General features: G+C 54.5%; 15 protein-coding genes. 11 read left to right on the forward strand and 4 right to left on the reverse strand.

What is annotated here, in order from left to right; translation table 11 throughout:
• Window positions 1–336: 336 nt before the first annotated feature.
• Entirely contained in the window at window positions 337–1,191 is an 855-nt protein-coding gene (locus tag PZBJ_RS07145) for an SDR family oxidoreductase (RefSeq protein ID WP_101761881.1), read from the reverse strand.
• Window positions 1,192–1,288: 97 nt separating this feature from the next.
• Between PZBJ_RS07145 and PZBJ_RS07150 the strand changes: the two genes are divergently transcribed.
• Window positions 1,289–1,651: a winged helix-turn-helix transcriptional regulator gene (locus PZBJ_RS07150; protein WP_101761882.1), complete on the forward strand. Its 363-nt coding sequence runs from the start codon at window positions 1,289–1,291 to the stop codon at window positions 1,649–1,651.
• 33 nt (window positions 1,652–1,684) lie between these two features.
• Here the strand turns inward: PZBJ_RS07150 and yghX are convergent, their stop codons facing one another.
• The gene (yghX, locus tag PZBJ_RS07155; protein WP_101761883.1) at window positions 1,685–2,575 is read right to left on the reverse strand and encodes a YghX family hydrolase; all 891 of its coding nucleotides are present in this window, start codon (window positions 2,573–2,575) and stop codon (window positions 1,685–1,687) included.
• Window positions 2,576–3,140: 565 nt separating this feature from the next.
• Here yghX and PZBJ_RS07160 point away from each other — a divergent pair.
• From PZBJ_RS07160 to PZBJ_RS07175, 4 genes are all read left to right on the forward strand, one after another.
• Window positions 3,141–4,562, forward strand: a complete 1,422-nt coding sequence (locus PZBJ_RS07160) for a cytochrome ubiquinol oxidase subunit I (protein ID WP_101761884.1) — start codon at window positions 3,141–3,143, stop codon at window positions 4,560–4,562.
• Window position 4,563: 1 nt separating this feature from the next.
• Complete coding sequence (gene cydB, locus PZBJ_RS07165) at window positions 4,564–5,568, forward strand: cytochrome d ubiquinol oxidase subunit II (protein ID WP_064738586.1); 1,005 nt, start codon at window positions 4,564–4,566, stop codon at window positions 5,566–5,568.
• Between the two features lies 1 nt (window position 5,569).
• A complete protein-coding gene (locus PZBJ_RS07170; RefSeq protein ID WP_101761885.1) occupies window positions 5,570–5,737 on the forward strand; it encodes a DUF2474 domain-containing protein in 168 nt (55 codons plus the stop codon).
• A gap of 223 nt (window positions 5,738–5,960) precedes the next feature.
• The gene (locus PZBJ_RS07175) at window positions 5,961–6,827 is read left to right on the forward strand and encodes a helix-turn-helix domain-containing protein (protein WP_101761886.1); all 867 of its coding nucleotides are present in this window, start codon (window positions 5,961–5,963) and stop codon (window positions 6,825–6,827) included.
• Window positions 6,828–7,022: 195 nt separating this feature from the next.
• Here the strand turns inward: PZBJ_RS07175 and PZBJ_RS24495 are convergent, their stop codons facing one another.
• Entirely contained in the window at window positions 7,023–7,079 is a 57-nt protein-coding gene (locus tag PZBJ_RS24495; RefSeq protein ID WP_137386906.1) for an SEC-C metal-binding domain-containing protein, read from the reverse strand.
• Here PZBJ_RS24495 and PZBJ_RS24200 point away from each other — a divergent pair, their 5' ends adjacent.
• The 3 genes from PZBJ_RS24200 to PZBJ_RS07190 all read left to right on the forward strand — a co-directional run bounded on the left by PZBJ_RS24200 (window position 7,080) and on the right by PZBJ_RS07190 (window position 8,909).
• Window positions 7,080–7,223 carry a hypothetical protein gene (locus PZBJ_RS24200; protein ID WP_167391184.1) on the forward strand — a complete coding sequence of 48 codons (144 nt, stop codon included), beginning with the start codon at window positions 7,080–7,082 and terminating at the stop codon, window positions 7,221–7,223.
• A 274-nt stretch (window positions 7,224–7,497) separates the two neighbouring features.
• Complete coding sequence (locus PZBJ_RS07185; RefSeq protein ID WP_101761888.1) at window positions 7,498–8,280, forward strand: siderophore-interacting protein; 783 nt, start codon at window positions 7,498–7,500, stop codon at window positions 8,278–8,280.
• 89 nt (window positions 8,281–8,369) lie between these two features.
• Window positions 8,370–8,909, forward strand: coding sequence for a PadR family transcriptional regulator (locus PZBJ_RS07190; RefSeq protein ID WP_101761889.1), 540 nt, complete (start codon window positions 8,370–8,372; stop codon window positions 8,907–8,909).
• 69 nt (window positions 8,910–8,978) lie between these two features.
• On the opposite strand, the gene PZBJ_RS07195 is transcribed toward PZBJ_RS07190, so the two are convergent.
• Entirely contained in the window at window positions 8,979–9,266 is a 288-nt protein-coding gene (locus PZBJ_RS07195; RefSeq protein ID WP_101761890.1) for an Rdx family protein, read from the reverse strand.
• 220 nt (window positions 9,267–9,486) lie between these two features.
• On the opposite strand from PZBJ_RS07195, the gene PZBJ_RS07200 reads away from it, so the two are divergent.
• From PZBJ_RS07200 to PZBJ_RS07210, 3 genes are read left to right on the forward strand one after another with little or no spacing between them, the layout of a single operon-like run.
• Complete coding sequence (locus PZBJ_RS07200) at window positions 9,487–11,820, forward strand: TonB-dependent receptor domain-containing protein (RefSeq protein WP_101761891.1); 2,334 nt, start codon at window positions 9,487–9,489, stop codon at window positions 11,818–11,820.
• A 48-nt stretch (window positions 11,821–11,868) separates the two neighbouring features.
• A complete protein-coding gene (locus PZBJ_RS07205; protein WP_101761892.1) occupies window positions 11,869–12,891 on the forward strand; it encodes a hemin-degrading factor in 1,023 nt (340 codons plus the stop codon).
• Window positions 12,888–13,730, forward strand: a complete 843-nt coding sequence (locus PZBJ_RS07210; RefSeq protein ID WP_101761893.1) for a heme/hemin ABC transporter substrate-binding protein — start codon at window positions 12,888–12,890, stop codon at window positions 13,728–13,730. The genes PZBJ_RS07205 and PZBJ_RS07210 overlap by 4 nt, the downstream gene beginning before the upstream one ends.
• Window positions 13,731–13,818: the final 88 nt, after the last annotated feature.

Raw genomic sequence — 13,818 nt, forward strand, 5'->3', positions numbered from 1 at the left:
TATCTATGAACGTAATAAATCATGTCGATAGATCCGGTGTTTTTATGAATTTTCAGTGATTACAACGGACTATATTTCAGGAAATGAAAGCGGCTTTTAGGATGGATGTTTAAATAGCTGCACAGAAATATCTGTATTTAAGAAAATCGCTAAAATTTGCGCAAAAAAGCGTGGAATGGCTTGATCAATTTATGGCAAACGCAGCGGAAATAGAGCTGTATTTCCCTCACCCTAACCCTCTCCCGCAGGCGGGAGAGGGAACCGATCGAGTTAGCATGTGGCAGCGACTCCCTCTCCCTGTGGGAGAGGGCCGGGGTGAGGGCATCAGGCCGCACCTTATTTCTGCAACGCCGCCTTTATCACGTCCGCATACGGTGTGGTGGGGCGACCAATCAGTTTGCTTAGCGTATGGCTATCGTCAAACAAACCGCCTTTTTCGGCGCCTGCATCTGAATCTGCCAGCATCTCTGACAAGCCATCTGGCAAACCGGCACCTTTCAGCGCGGCGGCAAATTCGGCTTGTGGCAGATTGATGTAATCCACCTGCTCGCCAGACTGTTTAGCAATCTCGGCGCTGAACTGCGCCAGCGTGTAGCTGTCGTCGCCAGCCAGTTCATACACCTTGCCCGCCTGATCGTCACGGCTGATCACTTCGGCCGCTGCCGCCGCATAGTCAGCGCGCGCCGCGGAAGCGATGCGACCTTCGCCGACCGCACCAATAAAGGCATGATGCGCCAGCGCGGGCGCAATACTCGCCGCGTAGTTTTCGGTGTACCAGCCGTTACGCAGCAGCGCGAAAGGAATGCCCGAGGCTTTCAGCTGGGCTTCAGTCGCACGATGCTCAACCCCTAAACCCAACGGCGAGGTATCGGCATGCAGTAAGCTGGTGTAGGCGATAAAGCCAACGCCGGCGGCTTTTGCCGCATCGATCACCGCCTTGTGCTGCACTTCACGCTGGCCGACTTCACTGGAAGAGATCAGCAGCAGCTTATCGACACCTGCGAAGGCGCTTTGCAGCGTTTCCGGTTGGCTGTAATCCGCCGCTCGCAGCGTTACGCCCAGCGCCTGCAGATCGGCCGATTTCTCGGGCGAACGCACCGCCGCAATGATTTCGCTAGCCGGCACTTTTTTCAATAACACGTTAATCACCAGACGGCCCAGTTGGCCTGTGGCACCTGTAATCGCAATCATGTTGTTCTCCTTTTGAACTGGTATGAAAACAGCCTAAGCGATAAACTAACTTTTAGTAAGTACTTACAGATTTGTTAGTTTGGAGAAGCTGAGTTAAATGTCTGAAAAGTTGAGTGAAAAGTTTACACGCGGTGAGTTGCTTAACGTGAATTGCCCCTCACGCGACGTGTTGAAGCGCATTACCAGCCGCTGGAGCGTACTGATTTTGCTGGCGCTGCGCGAAGAAACCCTGCGTTTTAGCGAGCTGCGCCGCAAGATTGGCGGCGTCAGCGAACGTATGCTGGCGCAGACGCTGCGCTATATGGAAGAGGATGGTTTTGTTGAACGCATTGCCTATGACGTGGTGCCACCGCACGTTGAGTATCGTTTGACGTCGTTAGGCCGCGAAGTGGAAGGGCAGGTGACCGGACTGGCGGATTGGCTGGAGAGCAATGTGCATCGGATTTTGAAGGCGCATTGAGAAGGGCCGCCATTTATGGCGACCGCCGCACCCTCAAGCGCGTAAATACTTCTCAAACCAACCCAGCGTGCGGCTCCATGCTAATTCGGCGGCGGTTTTGTCATAACGCGGCGTCGAATCATTGTGGAAGCCATGATTCACACCGGGATATACATAGCCTTCATGGATTTTGTGATTGGCTTTCAACGCCTCTTCATAGGCTGGCCAACCTTCGTTGATGCCTTTATCCAGCGCGGCGTAGTGCAGCAACAGCGGCGCTTTGATGCGCGGCACATCTTCCGCTTTAGGCTGACGGCCGTAGAACGGTACCGCGCAGGCCAAATCAGGGAACGCGACTGCCGCCGCATTGGCTACGCCGCCGCCGTAGCAGAAGCCGGTGATACCCACTTTGCCGGTGCCCTCTTCGTGGTGCATCAGGAAATCAATCGCGGCGAAGAAGTCATTCATCAACTTGGTGGGGTCGACTTTGGCCTGCATCACTTTGCCTTCATCATCATTCCCCGGATAACCGCCCAGCGAGCTCAAACCATCTGGTGCCAGCGCGATGTAACCGGCTTTCGCTACCCGTCGCGCCACGTCTTCGATGTAGGGATTGAGGCCACGATTCTCGTGCACCACTACCACCGCAGGCACTTTGCCGGATGCATTGGCCGGTCGCACCAGATAGCCGCGCACCTCGCCGTGACCTTGCGGTGACGGATAGTGAATGTATTCCGGTTTGATCGCTGGATCGGTAAATTCCACCTGCTGCGCCAGCGCATAATTGGGGCTCATGGCGCTGAGCAGCGTGGCGCCGGTCATGCCGGCGATGGTGAATTTCGCCGCCATCGCGATAAATTCGCGTTTGCTGATTTTGCCGTGCGCGTAGTAATCGTAAAGCTCGAGCAGTTCCTGAGGGAAATCCTGTGCAGTAAGACGGGCCATAACCTCTCCTTCGCTGTTTAACTGGTTGATTACTGCTCTAAAAAAGCACAGCTTGTCGCCGCTGGCAAATACCATGCCGCAGTAGGTTAACGTCACTGCGTTTACATCACCTGTTTAATAAACAGCAGAAATATATCTTTTTGTTCTAAAAATATTAGCTTTTAATTAACAATCCTGATCGTCCTGCGCTGTCCGGAAATATTTACATGCTCAACGTATTTACCGTAAATAACGCCATTTTTCTTCGCACTAAAAAATAAATAAATGAAGTGCTTACCTGATAAGCACAGCGGGAATAGGCGGAAAACAATAACAATATTGTCACAATGAATGAGGGTGATTAACCTTAACGTCGTGATTTTTAAAGTATTAGTTTCTGCTGAAAACAATGATCGAAATCAAAAAACACTGTTATAGTTTTACCGACTTCCCCTGTATCTTTTTGTTCGCACCACTTCCTTTTACATTGGCGCGACATTTCTTTAAGCACGGCGAAATAACCGCTGCGCTCTGCTTGTTAATTATAAGTAAAAATTCGGTGTAATTTGTGGCAATGAGGTAAGCAATGTTTGGATTAGACGCCTTTCATCTGGCCAGGATTCAGTTCGCATTTACTGTTTCCTTCCATATTATCTTTCCAGCCATCACCATCGGTCTCGCCAGTTTCCTGGCGGTGCTTGAAGGGATGTGGCTGAAAACCCGTAACGAGACCTATCGCGATCTCTACCATTTCTGGTCAAAAGCGTTTGCCGTTAACTTCGGCATGGGCGTGGTATCCGGATTGGTGATGGCGTACCAGTTCGGTACTAACTGGAGCGGTTTCTCACAGTTTGCTGGCAGTATCACCGGCCCGCTGCTCACCTATGAAGTGTTAACCGCCTTCTTCCTTGAAGCGGGCTTCCTTGGCGTAATGCTGTTTGGCTGGAACCGCGTCGGTCCAGGCTTGCACTTCTTTGCAACCTGCATGGTCGCGCTCGGCACCATCTTCTCCACCTTCTGGATTCTGGCGTCAAACAGCTGGATGCATACGCCGCAGGGCTACATCATCCAGAACGGCATCGTGGTACCGGAAGATTGGCTGAAAATTATCTTCAACCCCTCGTTCCCTTATCGCTTGTTCCACATGTCGGTCGGTGCCTTCCTGGCCAGCGCCTTCTTTGTCGGCGCGTCGGGCGCATGGCATTTACTGCGCGGTAACGACAATCCAGCGATTCGTAAGATGTTCTCGATGGCGCTGTGGATGGCACTGATCGTGGCACCGATTCAGGCGATGATCGGTGATGCGCACGGCCTGAACACCCTTGAGCATCAGCCTGCGAAAATCGCGGCAATTGAAGGACACTGGGAAAACAAGCCGGGTGAAGCCACGCCGCTGATTCTGTTTGGTGTGCCGGATATGGAGCAGGAGCGCACCAAGTACGCACTGGAAATCCCGTACCTCGGCAGCCTGATTCTGACGCACAGCCTGGAGAAGCAAATTCCTGCGCTGAAGAGCTTCCCGAAAGAGGACCGTCCAAACTCCACCATCATCTTCTGGTCATTCCGCGTGATGGTGGCGCTGGGCCTGCTGATGATTACGCTCGGCGTGGTGTCTTTGTGGCTGCGTTTCAAAGGCCGTTTGTATCACTCGCGTCCGTTCCTGTGGTTCACGCTGTTGATGGGTCCATCGGGTTTGATCGCCATTCTGGCCGGTTGGTTTACCACCGAGATTGGGCGTCAGCCGTGGGTGGTATATGGCGTGCAGCGCACCATTGATGCGGTCTCGGCACATGGCGATATGCACATGAGCATCAGCCTGCTGGCGTTCATTCTGGTCTACTCGTCGGTGTTTGGTGTCGGTTACCTCTACATGATGCGTCTGATCAAAGAGGGTCCGGTGACCGGCGAAGGTAAAGAGGTTGATCACGGTGGTCCGGGTCAGCATCACACGCCAGCGCGTCCGTTGTCGGCGGCCAAAACCCATAGCGAAAAGAGTGGGGAGCACTAAGATGATCGACTTTTCAATTATCTGGTTTGCCATCATCGTGTTTGGCACCTTAATGTACATCGTGATGGATGGTTTCGATCTCGGCATTGGCTTGCTGTTGCCGTTCAATAAAGATCCCATCGAACGCGACATGATGGTTAATACCGTTGCCCCGGTTTGGGATGGCAACGAAACCTGGCTGGTGCTGGGCGGCGCGGCGCTGTATGGCGCGTTCCCACTGGCTTACTCGGTGCTGCTGGATGCGCTGTCGATTCCTTTGACGGCGATGCTGATTGGCCTGATCTTCCGTGGCGTCGCGTTTGAGTTCCGCTTTAAAGCCACGCTAGAACACCGTGCGTTCTGGGATAAGTCATTCATTGCCGGTTCACTGCTGGCCACTTTCAGTCAGGGCGTGGCCGTGGGCGCTATCCTGAATGGTTTCCCGGTGGTGGGCCGTGAATATGCGGGTTCAGCGATGAGCTGGTTAGCGCCGTTCCCGCTGTTCTGCGGCGTCGGTCTGGTCATCGCCTATGCACTGCTGGGTTGTACCTGGCTGATCATGAAAACCGAACACGATCTGCATCGTAAGATGTCTGCGCTGGCGACGCCGCTGACGCTGACGCTGCTGCTGGTGGTGGGCATTATCAGTATCTGGACGCCGCTGACGCACGCGGATATCGCGCAGCGCTGGTTCTCGCGTCCGAACCTGTTCTGGTTCCTGCCGGTTCCGGTACTGGTGGTGCTGTGTTCGTGGGGGATTGTGCGCGCCATCAAACGTGAAGCGCATTACTCGCCGTTCATCCTGACATTGGCGCTGATTTTCCTTGGCTTCTCGGGCCTCGGTATCAGCATCTGGCCGAACATCATTCCACCGTCAATCACCATCTGGCAGGCGGCGTCTCCGGCGAGCAGCCAGGCGTTTATGCTGGTGGGCGGCCTGCTGATTATTCCGGTAATTCTGGGTTACACCTTCTGGAGTTACTACGTGTTCCGCGGAAAAATCAAAGCCGACGAAGGATACCATTGATATGAAAACCGAGGTCAGCAACATGAAAACTCACTCTGAAACGAAGATTCCGTGGTGGAAGCAGGTGATGTGGCTGGTAGTCATTTACGGCGCAAGCGTGCTGGCACTCGGTGTGGTGGCATCACTGTTTCGTATGATGATGACGGCAGCGGGCATGCGTTCGCACTGAGCCCGCGCACCGCTTCAAGCAGTTGATATCACCGCAAGGTCGTCATTCGTGACGACCTTTTTTCTTTTCATGCGCGATAAAAACGTTAGTAACCTAAGCAATTAATGCTTTTCCCGTTGCGCTACCTTTACTCTTCCTTACGTTGGTAATACGTTTTTGTTATATTTATGTGACGAATAACGCAAATTCATGACGTTAACCACCTCATTCGACTATCAAAATCATGCTCAGCCTGAATGTAAAAAAACAGTACATCAACGATCTGGTGGACTGGATAGAAGCGAACCTGACCGACGAGCTCAACATCGATCTGATTACCCTGAAATCCGGTTACTCCAAATGGCACATGCAGCGCATGTTCAAAGAGATGACCGGACAAACGCTGGCGTCCTACACGCGCAAACGTCGTCTGACCATGGCGGCGATGGCGCTGCGTCTGACCAGCATGCCGCTGATCGATATTGCGGTGCGCTTTGGTTTTGATAATCAGCAGAATTTTACCCGTGTGTTTAAAAGCCACTTCTCGATGACGCCGGGTGCTTATCGTCGCATTCCGGAAATGCTGATGAAGGATTTCCACAGCCGCATCTCCACGCAGCGTGAGTGGGTCAATGCGCGTCTGGCGCAGAAGCCGGAGATTCAGCTGTGTGGCGAAGTGATTGAGTGGGAATGCCGCTTCGGGGAATACATCGATCATCAAAATCATGTGGTGGCGCAGCATACGCGCGATTTCATCGCTTTTGCCGGTCAGCATGTGAACCGCGGCTGGCTGGGCTTTCAGTTCAGTCCGGGCGTGCATTCTGCTGACCAGCAACACATCAGCCTATTCCAGGCGCTGGAGAGTCAATACGCCGATGTGCTGCCGCGTAACGTGCAGAACTGGACCGGCGAGAGGGGTTTGTATGCGGAGATTGACTGGCACGGCGCGCCGGAAGAGATCAACGCATTCACCGCGGAGATTTACTACAACCATTTGCCAGCGCTGGGCGTAGCACGCCGTGCGGGCAAAGATTTGCTTAAGCTGGATCTGAAATACAGCACGCCCGATCTGCTGCAAGGCACCTTCTATATTCCGGTGACGGATAAGTAATGCATAATTCGTGCGGTAAACCGTGACAAACCGCACGATTTTATAAACTCACTGGCATAATGAGCGTAAAATTCTTCATCGAAACCTGATTGGCCGCGTAAATCACCAGCCGCCACACATCAGGCTGGATAATCACCTGCATTTCTGGTCCATTCCGGGCCGCTATAGTGAACAGACAAAAAAATTATGCGACTTCTACCGTTGTTCCTCATGACAGCGCTTGTAGCGTTTTCTTCGCTGGCAAGTGCACAAATGGCTGAGCCTTTTTCACCGCCGGGCGGACTGCATCCGCATCAACCGCATTGTGCGCAGCATGAAATTCTGGGCGACAATGTGCTGCCGAAACATAGCCAGGATGATGGCAGTTTCGTGACCTGCGGCAATCGCCAGGCGTAATCCGTTTTTAAAATCCGTGACCGCTGCAATCTAAGCGCGGTCTCGGCAGTCAAACGCATCTATGTATTGCGCAATAAATTGCGCCGCTACAATTCCAGCTTGTCATTTGCACCTTATCCCTCACTGCTCTTCATCGTAGCGGCGCGATTTATCGCGCTGTTTTAACGTGCCAATTTTCCAATAGCATTTTTCGGCATTGCGTCGAAGATATATCATAACTATTCTCTCCCCATCAGATGAGAATGACTTTCACTATCTTTTAGGGAGACACCACTTGCAAACTCACCCTTCCGAACGCGCGCCACGTCGTGTGCGCAATGAACTGCGTTTCCGCCACATCAGCGTGGTCAGCAAGACGCTGATTGCCGGTGAATTCTGGCGCATTGTTTTCAACGGCAGCGATCTGGCCGGCTTCAACTCGCCATCGTTTGACGATCACATCAAAGTGTTCTTCCCGGAACATGCCGGTGCAGAGCTGGCGCTGCCGCAGATCACCGATGAAGGCATCGTTTGGCCGAATGGTGTGCGTCCTGCCGCGCGTGATTACACGCCGCTGGAATTTAACGGCGTCGATTCTCTGACCATCGATTTCTACATCCACGATGGCGGCGTTGCCAGCAGCTGGGCAAACCAAGCCAAAGTGGGCGATCAAATCGCGATGGGCGGTCCGCGCGGTTCGTTGGTGATCCCGGCGGATTACGCCTGCCAGATTTACGTCTGTGATGAGACCGGTCTGCCCGCCTTTAAACGTCGTTACAGCGAAATCCAGGCGCAGGAAATTCACCTGCTGGCCTATGCCGATGAAGCCACCGGCCGCGATTATCTCGGTGATCTGCCAAATGTGCAGGTGAGTTGGTTGGGCAGCGGCACCATGCAGGCCGATAACCTAACACCGATTAAGGCGCAGCTGGATAGGATTGCGCTGCCTGCCACTGAATACTTCATCTGGCTGACGGGCGAGGGCGAAGCGGTGAAACTGCTGAGCGATTACTTCACCCAGGGACGCGGTGCACATACCGATTTCGTGCGCGCCGTAGCTTATTGGCATCAAAAATAACGCCAACGCCGCGCGCGCTGCCGCCTGTGTTGAATTTTGCCAGGTGGCAGACTACTATCAACCTCCCTTAATTAGCGCTCAGGAAGGCAATGAAACAGCAGCGGGATTTTCCATGGCAGTCCGATCACGCACAGCGCACCGTCTGTGCAGGCGCACGCAAGAAGCGTCGGGAGCGGATGCTGGATGCCAGCGATATCCGCTTGTTAATGCTGCACTTTCTCGCCATCAGCTCTGCGCACGGGTATGAGCTGATTAAATCGGTTGAAGAGCTCTCAAAAGGGGAATATTCACCCAGCCCCGGCATTATCTATCCCAACCTTACGTTGCTCGAAGAGATGGATGCGATTCGCGTGGTCGATGCGCAGGCATCTCGTAAAGCCTATGCGCTGAATGAAGGCGGCGAGGCGCTGCTGGCGGAGAATCGTGACAACGTGAATGCGATTATCGAGCGCTTAACCTCGCTGGCGATTCTGGTGAATAACCGCAGCATTCCGCAGGTTGAACAGGCGATTCATCTGATCAAACACACCTTGAATCATCGTCTGGCGCAGGAAGATATTTCGGATGAGGCGCTGGAGATCGTGATCAGCGCGCTGCAGGAAGCGGCGGAAAAAATCGCTAAAAGTTAGCAGGTCGCCATGAATGACGACCTTAGGTGCGTGTACATCCGTTTATTCCGATAACGCACGAACCCCAAATCAACTCTTCTTCTTATCCACATGCCCCAACGCGCGATCCGGCCAGCAGAGGTCGCGCACGCGCTGCTTCAGCGCTGCCGCATCCGGGAATCCGCCTTCCTGCTTACGCTCCCAAATCACCTGACCATCAATGGTAATCTCAAACACGCCGCCGGTTCCCGGCTGTAGCGTTACCGCGCTTAAATCCTCGGCAAAGGTATGCAGCAACTCCTGCGCCATCCAGGCGGAACGCAGCAGCCAGTTACATTGTGTGCAGTAATGAATGGTAATCGCTGGTTTCTGTGACATAACGTGTCTCATTTAAATAATGAAGTTAACAAAATGTGCGGTCCAAGATACATCTTAGCTTACTGCTAGTTGATAATGATTACCACTTGCATTACATTCCTGTCGACATCATTTATTACAAAAAATAAGTCCATAATTTTTACGGTCTTTTAACCAAGGTCCGTACTTTCCGGCAGCAAGCAAGTGAGCGAATACTAACAATTAACCAGGTATTTCGCGCATGTCTTCACTCTTTCAGGGAACAGCCCAGCAACGTCTTTTCAAAGTTGCCATCTTATCTTCAGCTATTCATGCCGCTTGCAGCTTTGCCGCCAGCTATAGCACCAGCAATGAACCGGTTCTCACCGTCACCGCGCCAAAACAGCAGGCCGGCAATAAAACCACCATCACAGCACAAGAGCTGCAAAAACGCGGTGCGAACGATTTCGGTTCGATCATGCGTTATGAGCCGCTGATCAGCGCCACCGGATCCAGCGGCGGATCCTCTGCCGGTAAAAGCGGTTTCGACCGCGCGGGTTACACCGGTTACAACATTCGTGGTCTGGAGAGTAATCGCGTCGGCATGGATATCGACGGCATTCCGATTCCGGATGCCACCGGCCGCCCTTACGTCAGCCGCACCGGCAACAACACCTTTGGTATTGGCCGCGATTACATCGATCCCTACCTGTTCGGCAGCGTTGATATTGAGAAGGGCGCCACGGCGGTGGATCAGCCGAATACCTCGATTGGCGGTAACGTCTCGTTCCACAATAAAACCGCTGACGATTACCTTAGCAGCGATAAAAATAGTTACTTCGGTTACCAGAGCGATTACGACTCATCGAATCGCAGCTGGCACAACGGCATCACCGCCGCTGCTGGCGATGACGAGCTGCGCGGCTTGTTTGTTTACAGCCGTCGCGACGGCCAGGAAACCCGCAACAACAGCGACGTGAAACAGGCTTATCCGGCCAACTGGCACTCTGACGCCTTTATGACATCCGGGATCTGGCAGCCGAATGATCAGCACAAGCTGAGCGCCACCTTTGATTACTACCACAAAACCAACCACAGCCATTACGATACCTGGGATACCAGCGGCAACACCGTTTGGGGCACCGCGCAGCAGCAGAGCGATACGCGCCGTTGGGGCATCAATCTGGCGGATGAGTGGACGCCGTATAACGACTTTATCGATACGCTGACCACGCGCCTTTACTGGCAGCAAACTCAGGCGCACGACAATACCTATCTGCCGACCAGCGCGAGCGAGTACGGCTTTGTCTATTCCGATTTCAACGTCGATAGCTATGGCTTCGACACGCGCGGCACCAAAACGCTTGGCCGCCACGAGCTGAGTGCCGGTGTCAATGCGCGCCTCGACAACAGCGAGCGTCCGTTCCGCCAGGAACCAGCGCCGAGCGCCTTTAGCGCCATCACCCAACCGCAGTCTGACAGCCGCACTTTCGCGGTGGCAGGATACCTGCAAGATAAGATCAATTTCGATCTTGATAGCCACAGCTTCGCGGTCATTCCCGGCGTGCGCGTAATGTATCAAAGCACCAAGCCGAAAAATCTCGGCGATCTCACCACCGGCAGCACGGTGCTGACCGAAGAGCAGGTTGATGCGCTGTATGGCAAAACTAACTCCGATACGCAGGTGCTGCCATCGCTGACCTTCCAATACGATTTAACGCCAGCGCTGACCACCTATCTGCAATACAAACGCGGCGTGCAGTTCCCCACCACCAGCCAGCTGTATGGCTCATGGAACCTGGGTTCCAGCTATGCGGGTAGCGCGCAATATGCGCTGATTGGTAACACCGATCTGAAAACCGAAACCAGCAACAACTTTGAGTGGGGCCTGAAAGGCCAGGCGACAGAAGGCGTAACGGTCAACACCTCGGTGTTCTATAACCAGTACAAAAACTTCATCGCCTACACCCGCTATCGCCGCGCCACCAATCCGGAGATGTTCGTCAACGTCCCGAGCAACATCTACACCAGCTATCAGGCTGAAAACCGCGATAAGGCCTACATTTATGGTGCTGAGATATCCACCAAAGTGAATTACGGCACCTGGTTCCCGCAGGTCAATGGCCTGAGCAGCACCTTTGCGCTGGGCTATAACGAAGGTAAATCCAAGTCCAGCTACGCCGGTGACAAGTACATCGATCTCGATAGCGTCGCGCCATTGAAAGCGATTGTTGGCCTGGCGTGGGATGACAAAGCGCGCGGCTACGGCGCAGCGCTGACCGCCACCTTCGTGAAAGGCAAGCAGGCCACGGCGACCAACCGCGAAAGCTACACCAACACCGGCACGGCGATCACTGATTCCACCACGGAATATATGCGCGTGCCGGGTTACGGCATGGTGGATGCAACGGCTTACTGGCAGGCGACGAAAAACGTCAAGCTGAGCGGCGGTATCTACAACATTACCGATCGCAAATACTGGGATTACACCAGCAGCCGCACGCTGACCAGCAGCAACGCCCAGGAACGCAACGACATCAACCTGGCGGTGATGCCAGGCCGCACCTTCCAGTTGGGTGTGAACGTCGATTTCTAATCCCTTTTCGCCCTGCGGCAGCGCAGGGCATTTTCATGGAGCAAGGCAATGAACTCACGTTACGATCACTATCTGGCGCTGAAAGGCGAGCATCCGAAAAAGTACGCGCGCGATCTCGCCGCTCTGATGGGCATTGGCGAAGCGCAGCTGTGTGAAGCGCGTGTCGGCCAGGATGCAAAGGCGTTAAAAGCTGATTTCCCTGCGCTGCTGGCAGCACTGGCGGCGGTGGGTGAAACCAAAAGCATCACCCGCAATGAATATGCGGTTCACGAGCAGGTGGGCAAATATGAAAACCTGCACCTCGGCGAACACGCCGGACTAATTCTCAACCCGCGCGCGCTCGATCAGCGTCTGTTCCCGCATCAGTGGCACAGCGCGTTCTTCCTGCGTGAGCAGAGCGCCCACGGTGAACGTCAAAGCATCCAGATTTTTGATCGCCACGCTGATGCGGTGCTGAAAATCTACACCACTGAAAATACCGATCGCGCCGCGTGGGATGCGCTGATTTCGGCGTTTGTGCTGGAGAACGCGGCGGCGTTAGATCCGCAGCCCGCCAGCGCGCCGCAATACAGAGGTACGGTTGATGCCAGCAAAGTGGAAGCCGAATGGCGCGCCATCACCGATGTGCATCAGTTCTTTGGTCTGCTGAAGCGCCACAACATCTCGCGCCCGCAGGCGTTTCGCGCGGTGGCGGACGATCTGGCGCGTCAGGTGAGTAATGACTCGCTGGCGCAGCTGCTGGATCTGGCGCAGCAGGATGGCAATGAAATCATGATTTTTATCGGCAACCGTGGCTGCACGCAGATCTTCACCGGCGCGGTGCAGAAGCTGATGCCGATGGATAACTGGATCAACATTTTCAATCCCACCTTCACGTTGCATTTAATGGCGGATCACATCAGCGAAAGCTGGGTAACGCGCAAACCGAGCGGCGACGGCTTCGTCACAAGCCTGGAACTTTTTGCCGCCGACGGCACGCAGATCGCGCAGTTGTACGGTCAGCGCAGCGAAGGCACGCCGGAGCAGGCGCGCTGGCGCGAGCAGGTGATGTCGCTGGAGGCGTCAGCATGAGAAAACTTCTGTTGCTGCTAACTGCGCTGGCGCTGCCCGCTGTTGCGGCCGAGCGGGTGATCTCGATTGGCGGTGACGTCACGCAAATCATCTATGCATTGGATGCGCAGCAGGATCTGGTAGCGCGTGACAGCACCAGCCAGCATCCAGCGCAGGCCAACAAGTTGCCGGATGTCGGTTATATGCGTCAGCTGAATGCCGAAGGGATTCTGGCGCTGAAACCGACGCTGGTGCTGAGCAGCGAGCTGGCAAAACCGTCGCTGGTGCTGCAGCAAGTGGCACAAGCTGGCGTAAAAGTGGTGGATGTCACCGGCAAAAACAGCCTCGACGCCATCGCGGAAAAAATCGCTACCATCGGCAAGGCGCTGCATCGTGAAGAGGAAGCCAACGCGCTGATCGAGAAGGTCAACAAGCAGCGCGCGCAGATCCCACAAAAACCGTTGCCGATCAAAGTGCTGTTTATCATGGCGCACGGCGGCATGCGCACACAGGCAGCGGGGGCACAAACCGGCGCGGACGGCGCGATTCGCAGCGCGGGTCTGATCAACGCGATGGCGGCGGTGCCGCACTATCAGCAGCTGTCGCAGGAAGGCGTGGTTGCGGCGGCACCGGATTTGATCGTGGTGGGTGAAGATGGCCTGCGTACGCTGGGCGGCGAAGAGAAAGTGTGGTCGCTGCCCGGTTTGGCACTGACGCCAGCCGGTCAGCATCGCGCGTTGCTGGTGGTGGATGAGATGGCGCTGCTGAGCTTTGGCCTTGATACGCCGGGCGCGATCATCAAACTGCGCCACGCAGCCGAAGCGGCTTCCCCGTCATACTTCAAGCCGCAGGCGCGTTAGCTGCGTGTTCTCACCCCAGTCACTTACTTGTGTAAGCTCCTGGGGATTCGAACACTTGCTGCCTTCCTGCACCTTGAATTATTTAGGG

The sequence above is a fragment of the Pantoea endophytica genome, from assembly GCF_002858935.1.
Taxonomy (GTDB): Bacteria; Pseudomonadota; Gammaproteobacteria; order Enterobacterales; family Enterobacteriaceae; genus Pantoea; species Pantoea leporis.